This is a genomic window from Aeoliella fuhlenseeensis (assembly GCF_052161615.1).
Classification (GTDB): Bacteria; Planctomycetota; Planctomycetia; order Pirellulales; family Lacipirellulaceae; genus Aeoliella.
The window spans coordinates 1,209,454-1,230,681 of the sequence record NZ_CP197417.1 but is presented as its reverse complement, the minus strand read 5'-3'; the positions used below and the strand labels follow the sequence as shown (position 1 = coordinate 1,230,681).

Genomic DNA, 21,228 nt, shown 5'->3' with positions numbered 1-21,228 from the left:
ATAGTGGAAAAGGTAAAGTAATGAGCAGCACACTTGAGCGTCAGCTAGGCACCATCCACGCGGATTCGTTACATCCACTTGCCGGCACGCGCCGGCACTTTTTCGGTCGTTCGGCTGTAGGGCTTGGCAGCATCGCGTTTACCACAGCGCTCATGGGCGATAACGCAACAAGCGCCGCGCCTTCCGCAACGCCATCTGTAGGTGGTGCGATTGAGACCCTGCATGTCCCCGCCCGTGCGAAGCGGGTGATCTACCTGTTCCAATCGGGTGCCCCGTCGCAGCTCGATTTATTCGACTACAAACCCTTGCTCAACACCAAACATGGCGAAGAGTTGCCTGAGGCGATTCGGCGAGGGCAGCGGCTTACGACGATGACGGCAAGCCAAGCCTCAATCCCGCTGGCTGGCTCTGCCTTTAAGTTCGCGCAGCATGGCGAGTCGCGGGCCTGGGTCAGCGACCTCATGCCGTACACCGCCAAGATGGTGGATGGACTGTGTTTCGTGAAGTCGATGTATACCGATGCGATCAATCACGATCCGGCGATTACGTTCTTTCAGACGGGCTCACAAATCGCCGGCCGACCTTCGATGGGGGCGTGGGTTTCCTATGGTCTCGGCACGCTCAACGCCAACTTGCCTAGCTTTGTGGTTCTCGTGAGCGCCGGCCCACGCGGGCAACCCCTCTACTCCCGTTTGTGGGGCAACGGTTTTCTCGACTCAAGGTACCAAGGAGTACGACTTCGTGCTGGAAAAGAAGCTGTGCTGTATCTCACGAACCCAAGCGGCGTAACCGGCAGCAATCGTCGTGAGATGCTCGACACGCTCGCTGCACTCAATCACCTACAGTATCAGAAAGAGCTCGACCCCGAGATCGAATCGCGCATTGCCCAGTACGAGATGGCCTATCGCATGCAGACAAGCGTGCCCGAGGTCACCGACATGTCCGACGAATCCGAGTCGACGTTCAAACTCTATGGCGAGGACTCAAAGCAGCCAGGAACGTACGCCGCGAACTGCCTACTGGCCCGCCGACTGGCGGAGCGCGGCGTGCGCTTCATCCAACTCTACCACCAAGGCTGGGATCAACACGGTAACCTTCCCAACGAGATACGGGTCCAAGCTCGCGAGACCGACCAAGCTTCCTCAGCACTACTCACCGACCTTAAGCAACGAGGGCTGCTCGACGACACCTTGGTGATCTGGGGGGGCGAGTTCGGGCGGACCCCCTACTCGCAGGGCAAGCTTACCCGCACCGACTATGGCCGCGATCACCATCCGCGATGCTTTACCGTTTGGCTCGCAGGAGCAGGAATTCAGCAAGGCTTAACCTACGGGCAGACGGACGAGTATGGCTACAACATCGTCAACGCCGACGGCGCGCCGATGAATCCCACGAAAGACCGATTCCAGACCGGTGCCGTGCACGTCCATGATCTACAAGCCACCATGCTCCATCTTCTCGGCATCGATCATCGTCAACTGAACTACAAGTTTCAGGGACGGCGTTTCCGACTGACCGATGTCCATGGCGAAGTGGTTCACGATCTGATTACCTAAGTACCCAGGACTTACTCAGGATATCAACTCAGGGACGACCCGCGCGGGCAGCACGCCTGTGAGTTTCTGATCCAGACCTTGGAAGCGATACGTGAACCGCTCGTGATCGAAGCCCATCAGATGCAGGATGGTGGCGTGGAAGTCACGAATGTGTACCGGGTCGCTGACAATATTGTACGAGAAGTCGTCGGTCTCTCCGTAAACGACCCCTCCCTTCGCTCCGCCCCCCGCCATCCACATGCTGAAGCAGCGGGGATGATGATCGCGGCCATAGTTGGTGGGTGACAGTTGTCCTTGCGAGTAAATAGTGCGTCCAAACTCGCCCCCCCAGATCACCAAGGTGTCGTCGAGCAGCCCTCGCTGCTCAAGATCTTCCAGCAACGCCGCGCAGGGTTGGTCAACGTCCTTGCATTGATGCGGCATCCGTCCTGCAAGATTGCCATGATGGTCCCAGTTATTGTGGTAGACCTGAACGAATCGCACGCCGCGCTCCACCAACCGCCGCGCCATGAGCGCTGTGTAGGCGAACGAGCCATGTTTGCGAGCCTCTTCGCCGTACAGTTTGAAGGTACTTTCGGGTTCGCTCTCGATGTCCGTAAGTTCGGGCACGCTCGCCTGCATGCGAAATGCCATTTCGTACTGCTGAATGCGCGTGTGCGTCTCGGGATCTGCCAGCCGCTGGTAGTTCAATTGATTCAGGGCGTTAATACCGTCGATAGAGTTCCGGCGGATTGCATTCGGCACCCCCGGCGGATTGTTGATGTAGAGGATGGGATCGCCGCCGCTGCGGAACGATACGCCCGCGTGCTCGCCCGATAGGTATCCGGCACTCCAGATGCGCGACGAAATGGACTGCTCCTGTTCCCGATTCGTAGGCTTCGCGACCAGGACCACGAAGGCCGGCAGGTTGTCGTTCATGGTTCCCAGCCCGTACGACGCCCACGCTCCGAGGCACGGCCTGCCCGTTACTTGGTTGCCGGTCTGGATCGCCGTAATGGCCGGCTCGTGATTGATTGCTTCGGTGTGCAGGCTGCGAATCCAGCAGATCTTGTCGGCCTTCTTGCTTAGGTGCGGCAAAAGCTCGGTGTTCATCCACAGTCCGCAGTCGCCAACCGGCTCGAACTTGTATCGCGACGGGGCGATGGGGAATCGCGTCTGGCCGCTGGTCATCGTTGTAAGTCGTTGGCCTTTGCGAATCGACTCGGGAAGATCTTTGTCGTACCACTTTGCCATCGCCGGCTTGTAGTCGAATAGGTCCATTTGCGACGGACCGCCGACCATGTGCAAGTAGATCACTTGCCGTGCCCGCGGCGCAAAGTGCGGAAGCACCGCTCCGCGTGATGCTGCCTGCGCAGCCGAATCGCCGACGAGCGAAGTCAATGCGGCCCCGCCGAGCAAGCTGCCGCCGGTGGTAAAGAACTGCCGCCTTGATTGGGGAAAGCTAAACATGAGGTCTCACTTACTCAGGACTTCGTCCAGGTTGAGGAGCTGACTAGCGACCATCGTCCAGGTCGCCAGCTCGGCCGGAGTGTATCTGGTATCTGCGATGGTATCGCCTACTTCGATCAGAGCTTTCGCATCCTCCGCATCATTCGCGTAGTGAGTGCTGTATTGCTGCTGCGAGGTGAGCACGATCTTTAACTCGTCGTCCGACAACGGACGACACAACGCGCGCTGGGCGATGAACTGCGCCGTCTCGCTCGGCGATCGCTCCGCGCCTAGCGCCGACTCCGCAAGTCTCCGGGCTGCTTCTACGAACTGCGGGTCGTTGAGCGTCACGAGCGCCTGTAGAGGCGTGTTGGTTCGCTCCCGGCGAACGGCGCACACTTCGCGCGTGGGTGCATTGAATGCTTCGAGGTTTGGCGCCGGGGCCATCCGTTTCCAGAAATGGTACAGCGTGCGTCGATGCAGGTTAACGCCTTTGTCCTGCACGTAATCGCGAGTATTGCTTCCCGGTACGCCTACGACGCTCCAGATGTCGTCTGGTTGGTAGGGCTTCGTTCCCGGCCCAAAGGGCATGGGGGACAATAGACCGGAGGCGGCAAGCGCGTAGTCACGGACCATTTCGGCATCCATCCGAAACCGGGGGCCGCGGGAGAGTAACTTGTTTGCGGGATCGCGTTCCAATTTCTCGGGCGTCGTGAGTGCCGACTGCCGATAGGTGGCGCTAGTCAACATTAGACGATACATGTGCTGAACATCCCAATTGCTCTCAACGAATTCAACCGCGAGCCAGTCGAGCAACTCTGGATGACTTGGCACCTCGCCAGAGACGCCGAAGTCTTCCGCTGTTGCGACCAATCCCTGACCAAAAAGCTCCTGCCAAAAGCGGTTAACCGTGACGCGACTGGTCAGTGGATTCTTCGGGTCGACCACCCATTGCGCAAGCCCGAGCCGATTGTTGGGAACGCCTTTTGGCATAGCGTGCAGCGCAGCGGGAGTGCTTGCACTTACTTGCTCTCCAGGCTGATCGTACTCGCCACGCATGAGGACATGTGCCGTGGGCATCGTGTCCATGCGTTCCTGCTGGATGTGCGAAATGACTCCCCGCTTGCGCATCGAGGCGAACTCCGTCTCCAGTGCCACCAGCTTCGCAATCGCAGCCGGATAGTCGGCATCCACTACTGCAAGGTACCCATCGAGAGCCGCCACACGAGACTCAGCGGAGTGTTCCGCCTGCGGCGCAGCAAGGTACTCAGCAAGCAGTGGCGCCTTAGCGATTACTTCCACTTCGTCAGCACCCAACGAGCGATCGTAGATTCGCACGTCCTGCACGCTCGCTTGCTGCAAATTGTCACCGCCACTTCGCTGACCTACGAAGAAGGGAGCTTTCGAGCGAATCGACGACTCAGCGGCGAGCGTGTTATGGAACGTTTGGTGAGGCACCGCTTTGCCATCGACGTAGATCTTCACACTCTCTGGCGAGGCTCCCCCGTAAGTCACCATAACGTGTTGCCAGTGGTCGGCAGCGATCACCGGCTTATCCGTCGTCACTTTGAATACTTTGTTCGGCCAAACGTCGATTGCATGGAACGACAGCGTGCCGTTGGATAGCCAGATGTCCCAGCCACGGTGCCCCGACGCAACGTCCATCCTCGCCACAATGCTGGCCGATTGATTGGGATCGCCCGTCTTGACCCATGCACCTACGCTAAACGGCTGCTGTTTCTCGAAGTCACCGGCAGCTTCGATACCAACGCCCTGTGCACCTTTAAACGTAGGAGCGGCACCGAACCGGCCCTCGGTCTCCCAAGCAAGTTCTCCCGCGAGCTTCGCCTTGCTGGCGACCGCTGATCGGTCGGTAATTCGCTCGCTAACTCCTTCGTTCAGTGGAAGGTGCAGCACCAGCCCTTCGGTGGAGGCCATGTTCCCAAGCGAATCGCTCGATCCCGTGACAAGCCACGCATCGAAGTTCTGCTCTGCCCGGTCGCGAATCTCAGCGAGATTGCGCTGCGATTGAGCGATCTCCACCTTCACTTCTTCCCATCGCTTGCGATCCTCTTCGCTAGGGAGCTCAATAACCGGTCCCTTTCCATCCTTCGAGTTGCCATCCAGGCCCGGTGCCGTGGTGTTGCGGAAGAAGGCTGCCAGAGAATAGTAGTCGCGCATCGAAATGGGGTCGAACTTGTGATCGTGGCACTGCGCGCAATTGACCGTTAGCCCAAGAAACACCCAGCCGAATGTCTGCACATGATCGGATGCGTAGTTCGCCAGATTCTCTGCTTCGATCGTCCCTCCTTCGTTTGTCGTAGGATTGCAGCGCTGAAAGCCCGTGGCAATTAGCTGTTCTTCCGTCGGATTAGTACGCAGATCACCCGCCAGCTGATCGATGGTGAACTCGTCGAAAGGTTGATTCTTATTAAAGGCGCGAATCGCCCAATCGCGGTACGGCCACATCTCGCGGTAGTTGTCGAAGTGCATGCCATGCGTATCGGCATAACGCGCCGCGTCGAGCCAGTAGCGAGCTCGATGCTCGCCCCAAGCGGGCGAAGCCATTAGGCGATCCACCAATTCGGCAACCGCCGCATCCTCATCGGCTTCGTACGCAAGAACAAACGCGGTCACCGCCTCGGGCGTTGGTGGCAATCCCGTGAGGTCCAAGTGCAACCGCCGGCAGAGCGTACGAGCATCCGCCGCCGGAGCGGGTTCAAGTCCGGCCTCCGATAGTTGCGCAGCGACGAAGTGGTCGATGGGGTTCTTCGCCCACTTTTTGGAATCGGCATCTGGCGGTGCTGGGCGCGTCGGCGGAAGGTACGACCAATGGGCTTGGTACTCGGCCCCTTCGTCAATCCACTGCCGAAGCGCAGCAATCTGCGCAGCGCTCAACTTCTTCTTTGTTTCCGGCGGAGGCATCAAGAGGTCGGCATCGTGCGTTTCGATCCGCTCCACTAACGAGCTCGCATCGGCGTCGCCAGGCACGATCGCGCCAAAATCCACGGCCGGGTCTTTCAAGTCCAATCGAAGATCCGCTTCGCGAGCCGCACTATCCACCCCGTGACACGCGAAGCAATGCTCGGCAAGTATCGGACGGATGTCGCGGTTGTACTCTAGTGACGCGGCAGCAGCGGACTCGCTCGCCATGGAAAACACTAAGGCGACTGCCCACAAATAAAGAGATAACGGCGACCGCGAGTCTTTGCACCAGCAGAACCAATTCATCAGTTTGCCTACCAGGGATTCTACGATACGCAATTCCATGAAACAGCGCTTCGAGTGGTGCGAAACCGCCGGCCTGCGCGGCCCACCGCCATTCTCCGAGGACATGATGATCCCCCGCTCGACTCACTTAGACCATTATATCCGATGACCGCCAAAACCGACGCCGTTTTTCGAGCACTCGCTTTCGCATTTTCGTCGTCCGCGTGCGCTTCAGCGCGTCAAGTCGCGTTAAGCTGCCCAGTAATGGTTGCCGAAGTCTCCCAGTCAAACATTCGCCCCGCGATCAGGCCCGTCCAAACCTTTTTGGAGTTCGGACTCCCAAATCACCACGTGCGATAAGTGTCCCTGCATCCCACTACTCAGTAGATAGGATTTCGCTCGCCCAGGTATTGGCAGCCTCACTACGCGATTCGTCTACAACCTCGGGTCGACGGGCTCGCTCTCCAGTGCCAGAACGCCGAACACGCATTCGTGCACTCGCCGGAGCGGTTCGCGGCGGACGAAGCGTTCTAATGCTTCCACCCCCAGTGCGAACTCGCGTAGCGCGAGCGAACGCTTGGCACCCAGGCCGCGTTGTCGAAGTCGCGCGAGGTTCGCGTCGCTTGTGTAGTCGGGGCCGTAGATGATCCGCAGGTACTCACGGCCCCGGCATTTCACCGCGGGTTGCACTAGCCCATGCTTGCCTTTGGCGATGAAGTCGAGTGGCTTCACGACCATTCCCTCACCGCCACGCCCGGTTAACTCCGACCACCAATGCGTGGCCTCTGCCACTTGGTCGGGGCAAGTCACATCGACGGTTCGACAGGGCGTCGCGAGCAGCACCTGTGGGTCCGTCGCGCACACCTTAGCTAGCGTCTGCATGTGCCACTCGTGGTTCTGCTGCACGCGAACTCGTCCTTCGGTGGCAAGAACATGAAACGGTGCGATCTTGTAGTCGTCGATCGATTCCACTGACCAGCAATACTGACGGTAGGCAGCGACGAATCGATTGGCAGACTCCGACCGTTCGGCGAAACGCTCCGTGAGCCTTTCCACTAACTCGGCCTCACTGCCCTGTAGCCGGCCGTGGGTCACACGCAGCGACTCCAGCACGCGCGGCAGTGCGCCACTCGCGGCGGAACCCACCGCGGCGTATTGCGACTTCAGCAATTCGACGGCCTTCGCCGACCAAGGCATTAGTTCGCAGTCGAGTACTACCCAGTCAGTGGCGAACTCCTCCCAGAAGCCGCTCGCCGAGAGCGCACCGCGAACTCGGCCGAGCAGCGCTAGCTCGACATCCATTTCGCCAAAGAACCGGCGACCCGTACGGGTGGTAATGATGCCCGCTTCGCCCTCGACGCCAAACCGCTTCTGGGCCGCGAGTTCGTCGCGGCACACGATCACCACTGCCCGCGAACCCATGTGCTTCTTTTCGCATACCACGGTGGGCACCCCCTGGCTGCGGAAGTAGGCGAACGCCTCGTCGGGATGTTCGAGGTAGCCGTCCTTGCTACTCGTTTCCGAAGGTGACATCGTCGGCGGCAAGTACACCAGCCACTTGGGGTTCGCAGCGAACCGGCTCATGACCTCCAGCGCCGCGGTGCCATTCTCTTCGCGAATAGTGACGTTGTGCCGCAGCCGAGTCGAGACGATGCGCTTACCGGTTACGTCCGCAATGTCGAGTAGGTCGTCGTGTGCGTGCTGCGTCGAGAGCGTAGGGGACTTCTGCGCATCGGCGAGGAACGGACGCGATGGCTCGCAATAGGTTTCACGCGCCTTGATCGATACCGTCTCCAGTTCCGGATAGCGCAGCGCCGTTAGCGCGCCGCCAAACACACAGCCCGTGTCGATGTTGATCGTCTTGTTTAGCCACGCGGCTTCGGGCACCGGTGTGTGGCCGTAGACGACCATCGCGTTACCGCGATAGTCGCTCGCCCACGGATAGCGCACAGGCAGACCGAACTCGTCGGTCTCGCCGGTGGTCTCGCCGTACAAAGCGAACTCGCGCACTCCGCCCGAGCCACGCCCCTGCATCGACTCCTTCATGCCGGCATGCGCAACCACGATCTTGCCGCGGTCAAGCACGTAGTGGCTCACCAACCCATCAAGGAAGTCCGCCAGCTCCTTGCAGAAAGGCAGACGAACCTCCTCAGGCATCGCTTCGATCTCCGCCAAGGTTTGCGCCAGGCCGTGCGTGGGCTGGACGTTCTTGCCGCGCAGCTTCCGCAGCAACTTCATGTCGTGATTCCCTGGCACGCAAAGAGCGCTCCCCGCCGCCATCATGTTGCGCACCACGCGGAGCGTATCGAGCACGCGTGGTCCGCGGTCCACTAAGTCGCCCACGAACACCGCCTTACGGCCTTCAGGATGCGCGTAACTCACGCCGCCCCACACCGAATCGCCGTTGCGGACAATGGTCGCTTCGTAGCCAATCGCTTCAAGCAACTCTTCGAGTTCGTCGCAGCACCCATGCACGTCGCCGATGAAATCGAACGGCCCATGGTCGTCCCGCTTATCGTTCCACAGCGGCACGCGCTCGACAACGGCTTGCTCGACGTCCTCCACCGAGTTCAGCACGCACACATGGCGGAACCCTTCTCGCTTCAGACCCTTGATCGAACGCCGCAACTGCGACCGCTGCTGCCGAACGACGTGCAGCCCGAACGAGCGGTCTGCCCGCCCGCGATTCCGCTCGTGGCACACGTCCTCGGGCAGGTTGAACACAATCGCCACCGGCAGCACGTGGTACTTGCGGGCGAGCGCGACTAGCGGCTGCCGGGCTTCGCGCTGCACGTTGGTCGCATCGACCACAGTGAGCCGCCCCGCCGCGAGCCGCTTGGCCGCGATGTAATGTAGCACCTCGAACGCATCGCCGGTTGCCGCTTGGTTATTCTCGTCGTCACTGACGAGCCCCCGGCAATAATCACTCGACAGCACCTCGGTTGCCAAGAAATGCTGGCGCGCGAAGGTACTCTTCCCGGACCCACTGGGGCCGATGAGGAGGATGAGGGACAGGTTGGGGAGGGAAAAACTCGGCATATCAGGTCACTCAAGCAGCGCGGCGACAAACTCGCTATATTCGTCTCGCATAGGTAAATCCAAAACGCTTCTGAGCCGCCGGCGGGGTGTGCTGACCGGTTGCCCAGTCAAACTATTGGTAGAGTGCTTTTCATGGTTGCTCCAGACTACTCCGACGCCACGCTTCTGCCAGCTAGGAACTAGATTGAAGTTGACTCCCCGCTGGAAAAGCAGTTCGTTCTTAGCAGCATTGGTAAGGTGTGCCAATTCTTTCGTGGCGTCCATTGCATCTTTTCCCTCCTTACGAAGGGCCCAATAGCAGTGGGCATTTAGGGCGTTCCGGTGTGCGTCTTCGTTTCGCCAGCGGAAGTAATCCACGACGTCGGACTTACGCGGTAGCTGCGAGATTCGGCAATCGAAACAGGCGGGAACGCCCAAATACAGGGAAAAGTGGGAACTAGCTTCGCCAGCAAGTATGGAAATTAACTTCCGTGTCTTCCTTCCGAAAGTAGTTTCGTCGCGGTCAAGCAACAACGATATCTCATCGCTTTCAGTGTAGCCGTAAGTTACCCGAAACCCGCACTGCATCAGGTGCTCAACGGTTCGTACCATTGCGTCTCGAAATCGCTCGTCAAATGGCGCTTCGAAAGCTTGCACCTCCTTGGTTAGTCGCGTGAAGCTGCGACCATCCAGCCGGGCAACCATATAAATCCCAGGGAGAACGCAGCGGTCATCAGAAGTCTCAAAGACCCGCATCCGACTGTCTAGATCGTCAAACTTCATCGATCCACTCGCATGTTATGAATTTGCCCTCCGAATCGATGGATACGTAGAACAACTGGTCGAACCCCTCGCCTCGATTGGGGATTTGTAGCTTATTGTAAGTTCCTAAGAGACCAGGGATGGGAATCACTTGCCTGGTAGGCCGCTGGCTATTCCGCTCGATACACTCTTCCACACTTGAAGCAAAGTAGTATCCGACTGTACGAAAGCCAGCAGCTTTCGCCGCCTGGAGATAACCGACACGCTCATCGCAAGTGGGGTTCGTGTTATCGATGACATAAGGCTGCTTCGACTGATGACATGCTTCAATCAGAGACCTTTCGCGGTGGCGAGTTCGAAGCATGTCGAGATTGATGCGGACGTGTGTGTCGAACAGATTCTCTTTGCAGAAAGTCGACTTTCCAGAAGCCTGTATGCCAACTAATAGTATCGCTTCCACTTAATTCCTCTACCTCTTTCTTAGCCGAATCCGCACCAGCAAATCATTCAACGCCCCCTTCCCCGTCGCCTGCTCCGGCAGCGTCGACTTCTCCATCGCGGTTTCTAACTCGCTCACCAGCCGCGTGAACTCTCGCTCGTGAAACGCCAAGTCCGCCGCTTCGAGCCGGCCTTTCTCGGGGCCGGCAAGTTTTCGTTCGACCAGTTCATTGATGTAAGTTAGCCTCGCTGTCTCATTAAGTACCAGCAGGTTCGCCTCGACTGCGCCGGTTCGCATCAGGTGGATGCCAGTGAGCAGCACGCGGTAGACGTACAGCAGCGGCTTGACCCGTGGTGGGGCTTCCTTGGTGAATAGCTTCCACTGCGTCGCCGCGAAGCCGAGGTAGTGGTGTCCGTGGTGGCGCGTGATGCAATCCGCAGCGATCTCCTTCAGCTCTTCGTGCTCCGGTGTCGTGTGGACTACCAGCGGCGAGAGTAACTGCTCCAGCACGTAGCCATTCTTCTTCAGCATCAACCCAAAGAACTTCTTAGCGTCGTGCGTCACCAGATCCATTTCAAGCCCATCATGCACGCCCGACTTCTCGACTGTCTCATCCCCCGCGTCGAGTCCAAGAATTTGCTCCAGTGGCAAGAGATGCACGCCGCGCAGGTCGAAGTCGGAATCGGGCGACGGAAAACCATACAGATGCGCCCCGCTAATCGTTGCGAAGACGAGCGGGTACGGATGGGCGTCGACTTGAAGCTGCAGCTTGTCGAAGTCTATTGTTTGAGCATTCATGGCAATTCATCCTCCACGGCCAAACGCCGCGCTTTCAGCAGGAACTCATTTACTCGCTCGTAGTCGGGCCGTTCGGGGAGCGAAGTCTCAGCAAATGCCTTGTCGAACTCCAGGTGCAGTCGCTTCCGCCACGCTTCGACTTCGTCCCATGGCATTTCGCTCGTCTTGATAGCTAGTAACTTCTTACGATGATCGCCGACGTCGACGGGCACGAAGCCACGTTGCAAGACGTGGATGCCAGAGAGCAGCAACCGAATGAGGTGCATCACGTGCTTAGGCTTCACCCGGCCTTGGTTCCGCAGGTCGGCTTGCATTCGCTTGAACTGCGAGATCACGTAGCCGTTGTACGTTTGGTACACCAGCCGCGAGAGGAAGCACTCGCGCATCGCCAGCAGCTCCTCGGCCAGTGGCGTCGCATGCTCGACCAACGGCGTGTAGAGGCACTCCAGGATGTTGGGGTTTCCTTTCAGCGCCATGATCAGGAACTTCTGCAGTTCCCAATAGCATTCCTCGCTTCGATCGTTCTCCAACTGCTCAGGCACACCGTAGAGCGACCAATGCAGCTCGGCCGGTGGCAGGTAGATGCCGCGGCGGTCGGTGTCCGAGTCGTCGGTGTCGAGACCAAAGGCCCGCGAACCAACCACGCACCGATAAATCACGCGGTCGAATAGTCCGTTCGTTGTGAGTGCCGGATTTGCCCGGCTAGCATCTTCTCCGACGGGCATCTCTTTCCACTCCGCAAGCTGCATCAACTGATGATGTGCCAGCGGGGTTTCGAATCCATCCGGGAATCGCACCCGATACGAGTGCGATCCGTCGGCTGGAGAGCGAACGACCACGCCCACCGCCCCCGCCGGATGCACGACACCCCCGTCGGTCCCCTGCACTGCTTTCAGTGCAACGACCTGCGTTCCCACCGAGTAGATGAGGTTCGGGCTGTTATGGGTGCGTGAAATCATTTGGACTCTAACCTTCGACAAAGTTATCGCAGATTCGCTTCAGCACATCTGCAATACCTTCACGATATACCTCGACCGAGTAGGACTTCGCGAGACATTCAACACTTGAATCGTGAAACCAAAAGGCAAAATGCCGCACATCGCTGTAGCTTGTCGGCGAGTACTGTGAGTGGACGCTGTTGATCCTTTTAATCTCCTTCAGCCACTCGGAGTTATGAACCTCCTGAGCTCGGTAGCCTTCCAGTCCCCTGCCATGCAAGGGATGCCCTTCAAATACCTCGTCATTGGGGCTTCCCAATTTCGCTGCAAGGCATGGGAAAAACTCAACCACCACGGTGAGGTAAGTCCACTGCCAGTCAGGCACGTCTTCTGGCATTAAGTATGCAAGGAAGGCTCTGTCTTCGCTTTGCAGCAAGTGGGGATAGGGTGCACCAAGGTCCCATTGATAGGGATAGTCGATTGTCTCTGCATACTGCTCTCCTTTTGCTTTAGAGAGCGCACGCTCGGCGGCCAGAAGACCCGACCACGCGGCCTTAAACTCCCTTTTCACATCGTCCCCATGTGCTTGCTCGATTGCCTCTTGCGATTTCTGGAATCGAGATCTTGCCGATCGAAGATGGCCTTCAAGCTCTTCAACGGATTGTTTGGGTTCATTCATTTCTTGTTGCTTCCTCAAACACCCCCATCTGCGAAGGCGCTCCCACCTCCGCATCCACCGGACCGACCGGCAGGAATCGCACCGCGTATCCGAAACGCTCCGCGACACCGTTCGCCCAGGCTTCGAACTCTGCGCGGGTCCATTCGAAGCGGTGGTCGCTGTGTCGCATTTCGCCGGCGGGGAGGGTTTCCCACACTACGTTGTACTCCCGGTTTGGCGTGGTGACGACTACCGTGCCGGGACGGGCGTGTTCGAACACCACGCGTTCGAACGACGCTAGCCGCGCGGGGTCGAGGTGCTCGATCACTTCGACAATCGCCGCGGCATCGAAGTTCGCCAACCGCTCGTCGCGGTAGGTCAGCGCTCCGTGAATGATCTGGATCCGCTCGCGCTGCCGCTCGGGCACGCGATCAAGCTTGAGCCGGCGATGGGCAATCTCCAGCGAACGGACCGACACGTCCATCCCGAGAATTTCGGTGAACTGCTTGTCAGCCAGCAGTTCGCGAAGCAGCTTCCCTTCGCCACAACCAAGATCGACCACTCGCGTCGCACCCGAAGCACGAATCGCGGCGAGTACCGCGCCGATGCGCTGCTCGTGCAAACTCAGTTCGCGTTCAGCTTGCGGCGATGAAGATTCCTCGGCCGCTACACTATCGTCCTCATGCTCGACCAACTCTTCTTCTACCAGCCGCGCAAGCGCCTGGCGGACCAGGCTGTTCCGCTGAGGTAAGTAGCGCCGGGTGATGGTTTCCCGCTCGGGATGCTCGGCGAGCCATGCCGCACCCTTTGCTAGCAGCTTCTCGACTTCGTCGGGCCCGATGTAGTAGTGCTTCTTGCCGTCGAAAACGGGAATCAGCACGTACAAGTGTTGTAACAATCGAGAGATCGTCGTGGTGTGAGATAGCTCCACCGAAAAGTACGGCCCCTCTCCCCATTCCGCAAACTGCGAATCGAGCGGATGGCGCGTGGCAATAACGTGGTAGCCAAGCGGACCGAACATCCGCTGGAGCAACTCCTCGCCTCCACGTACCGGCAGCACATCGATCCGCGCGGTGAGTGGCAGTTCTACATCGACCAGCTCGGCCCGATCCTTACATCGCCCGGCCAGAGCCGACCCAAACACTCCGGCAATCGCCACACTCATGAGCGACGACGCTACGTAAGGACGATCGTTGACGTACTGGTCGAGCAGACCTTCCTTCCAATTCCCCTTGCCACGCACTAGCCCCACTGGATCGACATCGAGCAGCAGGCAGCACGTGCACTGGCGGTCACTCGCCTCCGGGTAGAACACATGAGCCTGGCCGAACGTCAGCTCGAACGTCTGGCACCGCGCAGGATTCTTGTGCAGCAGGTAGCCGAGATCGGTGGCCGGCTGGTGGGTTGTTGAGATGGTGAGGAGCATGCCATTGCCCCCTATTTATGGAATGACCTCCCGCCTCTTAGGGAGGGAGATCATCGGAAAGAGATGGATTAGGTGTCCCTAAAAATAGTCGTCGCGGTTCGACCCGTCAAAACCGGCCTCGGCGGAGGCAGCAGTGTTTGAACCGTTTGCCGCTGCCGCACGGGCAGAGGTCGCGACGGCCAAGCTTCTCGACGAGCAGCTTATCGCCGTGCACCACGCGGACGCCGACCTTCACCTGCGTTTCGGAGGGGAAACCTCGTCGACGTTTGCTCATCGGCTCGAAAGGAGTGGTTTTCGTTGATATTCTGTCGCATGGCACACCTCCTTCGGTCGTTGCATCCAATCAATGAGAGATGAGCAGGACCGAGAAGAGGGGCCGCAGGTTCGCGCGGATCTTGTCTAACTGTCAGCACCACAATTGGGATGATGGTTGCAAGTTGCAAGCCTGAGAGGATGCTCGACAGCACCCTCAGTAGAAACAGCAGTCACCCCGAACGATTGAGGGCTAACTTCCCTAATGCCTTCTTAGTAGCACGCTACCTCAAATAATGCCGCCGGCACCAAGTTCGAGGAGTGACTTGCTTCGATGTGGAGTTCGCGAACTTTGCGGGGCGTATCGAAGTTGATCGTTCGCTTGGTTTCGTAGTTGTTGGTGATTTCGGCGAGCACTGTTCCTTGTTCGTCTAGCAGCCGCAAGTCGCGAACGCAGTGGGGCATTACGCTCTCGGGGTGCAGCATCAGCACTGTTTCCATCGCATGATCCCAGTCGGTGTCGAACGTGATCTCGACCTGGTTCAAGGCTTGCGGAGTGTCCCAACTCAGGGTAAGCCGAGGGGCAGGGTCCTCTGGGTCGGCAGCCCACGCGTTGGCGTGGTCGACAGGGCGTGACAGACCATTTACGACGTTCGCTGGTGCGTAGGCCTCGATGGAGGGCGATACTGAGAACGCCAGGTTCTTGCCGTGGGGCCGGCGTTGGGGGCACCAGAATTCGAAGGCATCGATACCTATGCCCTCATCAGGAATCTGCGAGTCGTCCTCCGCCACGCGACGGTCGCCACCATGCTGGATGGAAACTACGCCGGTGCAAAGGTGATCGCTGACGGCCACCGAGACTTCGGAGTTCTCTCTCAAGCACAACAGCGCGTATTGATCGCGTGAAAGCGAGCAGTCGAACTCCACTTCAATCTGTTGCGGATGCGAGTTCGCATCGAGCGTCTCGCCCGAGTGATGTGATATTTGGATTTACCCCCTTATAAAGAGAAATAACATGAACGATTTCAAGCATTCGGAGATAATTAAGCGTGCAGTAAGGCACGTTCAAAGGAGAGATGAAACTGCAAGGCCATTGATTGAGAAGTCATTCGTAGTACACGAGCGACACAACGTACTCGTCTTCGTCTGTGATAGCGAACGGCGAATACTAAGTATTGTAAAAACGGAGCCACGCATATTTGCGTTCAAAGGTAAGAGATGGGCCCGGATGTGATCGGCGTGAAGGATTAACGTCCTGATCGCTTCGGACAATGCCATCGATGATTTGTTCGGACTCGATAACGAATGATGCATTAACCCCGCTCCCCTTGGGGAGCGGGGTGTTTCTTAACAGTAGTTCGAATGACAACAAGGAGCAATTTGACACAATCCAACCGCTCTCATTGAACGTCAAATCAACCGTTATCGAAGAAAGCGACCATTACACGGCTATCCCAAGCCACTCAGGCAACGGAGCCAAGCTCTCGGTGACATGTGACATTGAAGGTCGAGAAGCTGTCCGACTGGCACAAGGGATCGCTGATTCGGCAGATGCAGCTTACGAGCAGGCAGTACAGTCCGTTGGCCCTGTGGTCCTAGTCGGAAACCATCACGCTAAATATACCTGGGCCAAGGAGCGTGCAACTGCTCGAAGCAGGGCGGCCTCTAGTGGTACGAACGAAGCTCGACCGATTGAATTTGTCTACGAGCCCGACTCGGTTTGGGACACCTTCATGATGTACAGGATCGTGAAAAAGACGAAGAAGCGGATATATGTCGATTGGAACTTGTACAGCGACATGCCCAAGAGCCCAACTGGCAAGTGGTATGACTACCATACTCGTACATTCATTTTGGATCGTGAAGAGTTCGAAAAGACTGGGCGGGCAAAGTCCAAGAGCAGGGGCTACGATGTATTTTACGCCGATCCATCAATTTACCTTGCTGAACTGAAAAGGTCGAATCGACCTGAGTGCTTTGAAAGGCTTGGGGTGCCTGGAGGTGCTACGGTGGAAGAAATCAAAGCCGCCTACCGGATTCTTGCCAAGGATACCCACCCAGATCGAGGTGGTGATGCGAAGGAGTTCGTGGCGATCAAAGAATGGTTTGACCAGGCAATGGCATACGTGGGGGGCTGAAGCACTTGATCGCTTCACCGAAGGGTGCGGCTTTACTCAGTCCATGTACTCGCTGATACTGCAACACTCCACGCATTAGACCTAAGTCCAAACATACGAATGGAGAACCGACCATTCATCCCCGCCGAGGAACTCAAGCAACGCTACAGCGTTTTCGGACACTTCTACTCGTTAGAACTTCCAACAAGAGAAGTGATAGCGTGCCGGAGCGTTTTGGAGCTTGCGGAGCATGGACTAGTGGACGACTGCAATAGACTTTCAAAGAAAGTTCCAGATGCCGTATTCATCATGATGAATCCTGGTTCCTCGAAACCGCTTATTGGCGTCAATCAACAAATCAACAGTGGGGCTATCAACAAGCTCAAAGTTTCGCTTGTACCCTCCATGCCTGATACCACGCAGTATCAAGTGATGCGAATCATGCACTTCAAAGGATGGCGACATGTGCGGGTGCTGAACTTGTCCGACATTCGTAGCCCTAAGAGTCCCGAGTTTATCAAGATGTTTCAGCGTTTGGAGAATGACTTTGGGTTCGAGTCTCACTCCGTGTTTTCCGAGCAGCGGAACGACGAGCTACGGGCGAAACTACCAAGACGTAGACATTTATCGATAGTCTTGGCATGGGGAGTCAGTGATCGATTGGCCCCTTTGATAGAACGTTGCATGAAGCAGCTTCCCAAGGAAAAGAAGTTCTTCGGGCTGATGCAGCCGGGGACAACCAATCGGTATCGGCACCCACTGCCTTCACTTATAAAAGATCAGAGAAGCTGGGTGGACGAAATGATGGAGCAGTTTGATAATGCATAGGTGCCCCAAGTTAGTTTGAATTCTACAGCTAGAGCATCCAGAGCCAGGCACACGTATTAGATAACGTTCGCCTTGATGGACTTTCCTTCTAATGTCCACTTGGTAGTACATGCACGCCAATCCACCACAGAGTGATTTGGAGCTTGAATGAATTCCGTGCCACTTTACCGTCAGGCAATCTGGAAAAGGAGCGAACAACTCCGGGGATATGCGAGCACCATCAACACTGCCTTGTTAGCAGAATCTAAGCGGTTCTCAAATGAGCTAGGCATGCTGACGGAAGGTTTCGACGACTACACCGCCCAGGATGTCCGAGAACTCTTTGAAGATGAGGATTGGAATGTGTCCGAATATTTCCCAACACTATTTCGCAATTCTACCTTCTGTAACGTGTATCTCTGGTTTGAAACAACACTCGTTTCAATTTGTAAGCACGATAGGATCAGAAGTGGGCGACGCTTCAATGGGAGGGAGCATAGCAAGATGCTTGCGTGTCAAAGGTATTTGAACGCATGCTTTGGCTCCGAATTTTCCGACCAACATCCAGACTGGGAAGTCGCAGGTGACTATTACAAAACGATCCGCAATTGCATAACGCATAGCGATGCTCTGCTAACCATGGCCGCCCCCAGTGTAAATCAATTCCTTATCCGCAAAGGCTGCATGGATACATCTGGCAAGGTCAAGAGAATTAAACTAACTCACGAGTTTTGCCTGGAATCGCTGGAGACTGTTCAAAGGCTTCTTAACTCTGTGTTGGATAAAATCGATTCCCCGTCTGAGAGTAGTCCAATAGCTGCTTTTCGGGCATGAGGGTTGTCCAGCAGATGTCTTCCTTCCAGCTATCGTCGAAGGCGTGATCTAAACCAACAATGAATCGGATATCTGTATTGGCTTGTACTATCAGCCACTCGGCGATCTCTTTGCGACACCAGTTCTTAAACTTCTTATCGGGTGACGATGAGGACTCGATTCTCCGAGGGTCTTCGTCGCCGAAGGCGGCGTAGACCTAGAAGGCAGAGGTTAGGGTTACGGGTGTCCCTCGACCTGAGTAGTCGATGCCGATGTAGAGGTCAAACATATTCGCTGCTAGAAAAAGAGTATTACCCCATCCCAGACTCGATAATACTTGCCGTTGACCTTTACTGCTTGCTTCTTCTTCATCAATTGCTCGCCCAACTCAGGATCAAGAGGCCCTCCCTCCGGTGGCTGACGTTTTCGGCGAACACGGGGAGGCGGTGGTTGAACTTCACGACTTTCTAAGAATTCGTCCAGGCTTTGCTGACTAACTCGATAACGAGGACGAAAGCCTGTATCGCTAACGTTCACGGCTCTTAGTTCACCACGTCGAATCCAACCAAGAACCTTGTGCGAAGACACTCGCAGTTGCTTGCATATCTCTGGGGGCGTCAGGTAGGACTTTGGGTTATCTGTCATCTGAGCGATCCTTGAAAACCGAGGCATGCGAGCGATAGCCAGCATGCTTACCTTCCGCCCCAGAACAACGCATCTAAATGCACTCGGCAGATATTCCTCTGTTTGGCAATGTCGGCGGCGAGTTCCTGATACCGGTGACTCACGTCTGGCGTGACATATTTAACGCCACGCCATCTAGGCGTATTTTCCCAATCAGAATTCAGTTTGATTGCTTTTGCTGAAATAGAGTCCAGCGGGATTTCGAAAAGGTGCTCTGCTTTGGACAACTTGAAATGCTGATTGAGATAGATGTTGTAGAGGCATCCTCGGAGGAAGATGTTGAGCACCTTGCGAGCGACTCCCCAATGTCTGGCAGTGGACGGTATCGCTCGCTTAATGCGGGCAGTCTCAATGTCTAAACACTCTTGAAAGCGAGCTTCGCTGGATGTGGCAAACTTGCGAAGGTCGGTCTGCTTCAAAGCCTTGCGGCAAGCATCCACAACCCCCTTGGTGCGAAGACCTCGGACAGTAGAGGCTCCAACACTTCCGTAGGCAATATAGCTCTGAATGTCGGTGATTAGTGTCATGAGCCAATAAAGAGCGAAGCGACAGAAGATGTTTGAGAGCGACATGGCCTAAAGCCTAGCCTACAACTCACAGTGATACTGACTGGGCGGGTGGAGGCTACGCGGCAATTTCGCGTATATGTCAAGACAACTTATTCCTTGACGAGAGTCTCCGCGGGGATTGTTAGCAGGTGAATCTACCCCACGCTGAGGACGGCGAGAGCAGCACGCCGAGAAGGTTTCCGGCTTCTAGGAATACTGGCAATCGCGTCCAGCATCTCCGCAAGGTCTTCCGCTTCCTCTACCAATACTTGGGTAATGTGGAAGTAGAACCCGTTGCCGATCACCTTTGACCGGGGAGTTCGATATTGGTCGAATAGGTCAAAGACCTTCTTGGACGCTTCAGGCGTCAGCACCGTATCGGTACTAATCATATCGAGAGATACGTCGGCAAACTTCCGTGCGGGTTTGATCGTGATGTAGGCTTGGTTGCTCTTCTCACACAGCCGGTAGAACTCGTTAGCCTTGTTTACGTCGCGGTTATCTGACAGCCAACCTTGCATGACACGTTCCTTATGAGTAAAGGCCCCAGTCGGCGTTAAAGGATGTGACCCCGGTTCCGGGCGGAAGATCGTACCAGTCGTAGTCTGGTTTAGGCTTGCTGTCGTCATCGGGGAGGATGAACGCATACGAATTGGCAGGTTGATCCAAATGCTCTTGAGCGAGCGTCACAATGCTTTTAACGGAATCATGAGTAAACACAGCTACTCTTAAAGCGTACTCCAATCCTGAACAAACCGAACCAAATAGGGCGATTGCGACCACCGGCCCGTGTAATTTTCGTTTCAACACTACAAACCAATCACCAACTGGTCCGAGGATTTGCAACCACGCCCCCTCCGGCTGCATTTCGGCTGGCGAAGGCGGCGATTCTGCCACCAGCACTTCAAATTCTTCCTCCGCGATAACGTCTCGATACTTTGCCAGAATCTCTTCGCGTGTAGGTGGTGTTCGCATGGTAAAATTTGCACCTTGAGATTTTACTCAGTTACTTGTCTAATATCGTCCTCAATTGCTCAATTGTCCGCGGCGTATCCGTGTTCCAATGAAGCATAGCGTGGCAGTTGGGGCACACCGGACTCAAGTCTTTATCCGGGTCCACCTCATACTCACCGGACTTGCTTGCAATTTCTGTCTTGTGGTGGACGTGCATAAACCCTTCGCCTAGTCCTGCATACTGCTCCGGGAATGTCATCCCGCAGGCAGAGCATCGGCAACCATGAATACCTAAACACTTCTCGCGGGCTTCTCGGCTTCGTTGGCGTGAGGTAACCAACCGGCTAAACGCCTTGCCTTCATACAGGGGCGACCATGAAGGAATGTCGATATCGTGGAGCGTTGGGCACTCCAGGATTTCATTATCCTTCAAATGCTGGTCCCAACGAATCGCATTCGTCCACGCGACAACCAGCGTGTCTTCCAATGGACTGAAGCCGGGAATGCACTCAAGTTCGTAGAGATAGTGTGCTCTATCTTCCTTCCAATACCACGGTACATTCTTCGGTAGATCATCGAATTCAACTAGTTTACTCCCGAGCACACGATAAACGCCTCTGAATCGAGCACGCCCCGGAGCATTGCCAATCATCGAAACAACATAGTCCACATCGCGGAATATGGGTCTACTTTGCCAGCTTTGATACTCTTCAAAGCGGGGCGACGATACCAGCTCGTCCCATTGAGCACCCATGCGGGTATCTCTGTGACGGACCATCTTTGCCCGCCACTTAGGGTCAAAACCGAACTCAGTAAGAAT

The 21,228-nt window shown here is 56.4% G+C and carries 20 protein-coding genes; 4 read left to right on the top strand and 16 right to left on the bottom strand.

Going from position 1 to position 21,228, the window contains the following annotated elements:
• The first annotated feature begins 20 nt into the window (after positions 1 to 20).
• Entirely contained in the window at positions 21 to 1,556 is a 1,536-nt protein-coding gene (locus SH292x_RS04910; protein WP_442484468.1) for a DUF1501 domain-containing protein, read from the top strand.
• A 15-nt stretch (positions 1,557 to 1,571) separates the two neighbouring features.
• Here the strand turns inward: SH292x_RS04910 and SH292x_RS04905 are convergent, their stop codons facing one another.
• From SH292x_RS04905 to SH292x_RS04855, 11 genes are all read right to left on the bottom strand, one after another.
• Positions 1,572 to 3,005 carry a DUF1501 domain-containing protein gene (locus SH292x_RS04905; RefSeq protein WP_442484467.1) on the bottom strand — a complete coding sequence of 478 codons (1,434 nt, stop codon included), beginning with the start codon at positions 3,003 to 3,005 and terminating at the stop codon, positions 1,572 to 1,574.
• 6 nt (positions 3,006 to 3,011) lie between these two features.
• Positions 3,012 to 6,137: a DUF1553 domain-containing protein gene (locus SH292x_RS04900; RefSeq protein WP_442484466.1), complete on the bottom strand. Its 3,126-nt coding sequence runs from the start codon at positions 6,135 to 6,137 to the stop codon at positions 3,012 to 3,014.
• A 492-nt stretch (positions 6,138 to 6,629) separates the two neighbouring features.
• Positions 6,630 to 9,233 (bottom strand): polynucleotide kinase-phosphatase, encoded by a 2,604-nt coding sequence (locus tag SH292x_RS04895; protein ID WP_442484465.1) that lies wholly within the window; start codon positions 9,231 to 9,233, stop codon positions 6,630 to 6,632.
• 6 nt (positions 9,234 to 9,239) lie between these two features.
• Positions 9,240 to 9,995, bottom strand: coding sequence for a tRNA(His) guanylyltransferase Thg1 family protein (locus SH292x_RS04890; RefSeq protein ID WP_442484464.1), 756 nt, complete (start codon positions 9,993 to 9,995; stop codon positions 9,240 to 9,242).
• Positions 9,985 to 10,434 carry an AAA family ATPase gene (locus tag SH292x_RS04885; protein ID WP_442484463.1) on the bottom strand — a complete coding sequence of 150 codons (450 nt, stop codon included), beginning with the start codon at positions 10,432 to 10,434 and terminating at the stop codon, positions 9,985 to 9,987. Before SH292x_RS04885 ends, SH292x_RS04890 begins: the two co-directional genes overlap by 11 nt.
• Positions 10,435 to 10,443: 9 nt before the next feature.
• Positions 10,444 to 11,211, bottom strand: coding sequence for a nucleotidyltransferase domain-containing protein (locus SH292x_RS04880; RefSeq protein ID WP_442484462.1), 768 nt, complete (start codon positions 11,209 to 11,211; stop codon positions 10,444 to 10,446).
• Positions 11,208 to 12,170, bottom strand: a complete 963-nt coding sequence (locus tag SH292x_RS04875) for a nucleotidyltransferase domain-containing protein (RefSeq protein WP_442484461.1) — start codon at positions 12,168 to 12,170, stop codon at positions 11,208 to 11,210. The genes SH292x_RS04880 and SH292x_RS04875 overlap by 4 nt, the downstream gene beginning before the upstream one ends.
• 7 nt (positions 12,171 to 12,177) lie before the next feature.
• Positions 12,178 to 12,828 carry a hypothetical protein gene (locus tag SH292x_RS04870; RefSeq protein WP_442484460.1) on the bottom strand — a complete coding sequence of 217 codons (651 nt, stop codon included), beginning with the start codon at positions 12,826 to 12,828 and terminating at the stop codon, positions 12,178 to 12,180.
• A complete protein-coding gene (locus SH292x_RS04865) occupies positions 12,821 to 14,233 on the bottom strand; it encodes a 3' terminal RNA ribose 2'-O-methyltransferase Hen1 (protein WP_442484459.1) in 1,413 nt (470 codons plus the stop codon). The genes SH292x_RS04870 and SH292x_RS04865 overlap by 8 nt, the downstream gene beginning before the upstream one ends.
• Before the next feature lie 106 nt (positions 14,234 to 14,339).
• Positions 14,340 to 14,507 (bottom strand): SEC-C metal-binding domain-containing protein, encoded by a 168-nt coding sequence (locus SH292x_RS04860; RefSeq protein ID WP_442484458.1) that lies wholly within the window; start codon positions 14,505 to 14,507, stop codon positions 14,340 to 14,342.
• Between the two features lie 251 nt (positions 14,508 to 14,758).
• A complete protein-coding gene (locus tag SH292x_RS04855) occupies positions 14,759 to 15,364 on the bottom strand; it encodes a hypothetical protein (RefSeq protein ID WP_442484457.1) in 606 nt (201 codons plus the stop codon).
• A gap of 401 nt (positions 15,365 to 15,765) precedes the next feature.
• Between SH292x_RS04855 and SH292x_RS04850 the strand changes: the two genes are divergently transcribed.
• From SH292x_RS04850 to SH292x_RS04840, 3 genes are all read left to right on the top strand, one after another.
• Positions 15,766 to 16,623, top strand: coding sequence for a DnaJ domain-containing protein (locus SH292x_RS04850; RefSeq protein ID WP_442484456.1), 858 nt, complete (start codon positions 15,766 to 15,768; stop codon positions 16,621 to 16,623).
• 237 nt (positions 16,624 to 16,860) lie between these two features.
• Entirely contained in the window at positions 16,861 to 17,430 is a 570-nt protein-coding gene (locus SH292x_RS04845) for a DUF1643 domain-containing protein (RefSeq protein ID WP_442484455.1), read from the top strand.
• A 147-nt stretch (positions 17,431 to 17,577) separates the two neighbouring features.
• Positions 17,578 to 18,243 carry a hypothetical protein gene (locus tag SH292x_RS04840; protein WP_442484454.1) on the top strand — a complete coding sequence of 222 codons (666 nt, stop codon included), beginning with the start codon at positions 17,578 to 17,580 and terminating at the stop codon, positions 18,241 to 18,243.
• Between the two features lie 276 nt (positions 18,244 to 18,519).
• On the opposite strand, the gene SH292x_RS04835 is transcribed toward SH292x_RS04840, so the two are convergent.
• From SH292x_RS04835 to SH292x_RS04815, 5 genes are all read right to left on the bottom strand, one after another.
• Positions 18,520 to 18,867, bottom strand: coding sequence for a helix-turn-helix domain-containing protein (locus SH292x_RS04835; protein ID WP_442484453.1), 348 nt, complete (start codon positions 18,865 to 18,867; stop codon positions 18,520 to 18,522).
• Between the two features lie 47 nt (positions 18,868 to 18,914).
• Positions 18,915 to 19,478 carry a hypothetical protein gene (locus tag SH292x_RS04830; protein ID WP_442484452.1) on the bottom strand — a complete coding sequence of 188 codons (564 nt, stop codon included), beginning with the start codon at positions 19,476 to 19,478 and terminating at the stop codon, positions 18,915 to 18,917.
• A 131-nt stretch (positions 19,479 to 19,609) separates the two neighbouring features.
• Entirely contained in the window at positions 19,610 to 19,975 is a 366-nt protein-coding gene (locus tag SH292x_RS04825; RefSeq protein ID WP_442484451.1) for a hypothetical protein, read from the bottom strand.
• 10 nt (positions 19,976 to 19,985) lie between these two features.
• Entirely contained in the window at positions 19,986 to 20,429 is a 444-nt protein-coding gene (locus SH292x_RS04820) for a hypothetical protein (protein ID WP_442484450.1), read from the bottom strand.
• 31 nt (positions 20,430 to 20,460) lie between these two features.
• A complete protein-coding gene (locus tag SH292x_RS04815) occupies positions 20,461 to 21,162 on the bottom strand; it encodes an HNH endonuclease (protein ID WP_442484449.1) in 702 nt (233 codons plus the stop codon).
• Positions 21,163 to 21,228 lie beyond the last annotated feature (66 nt).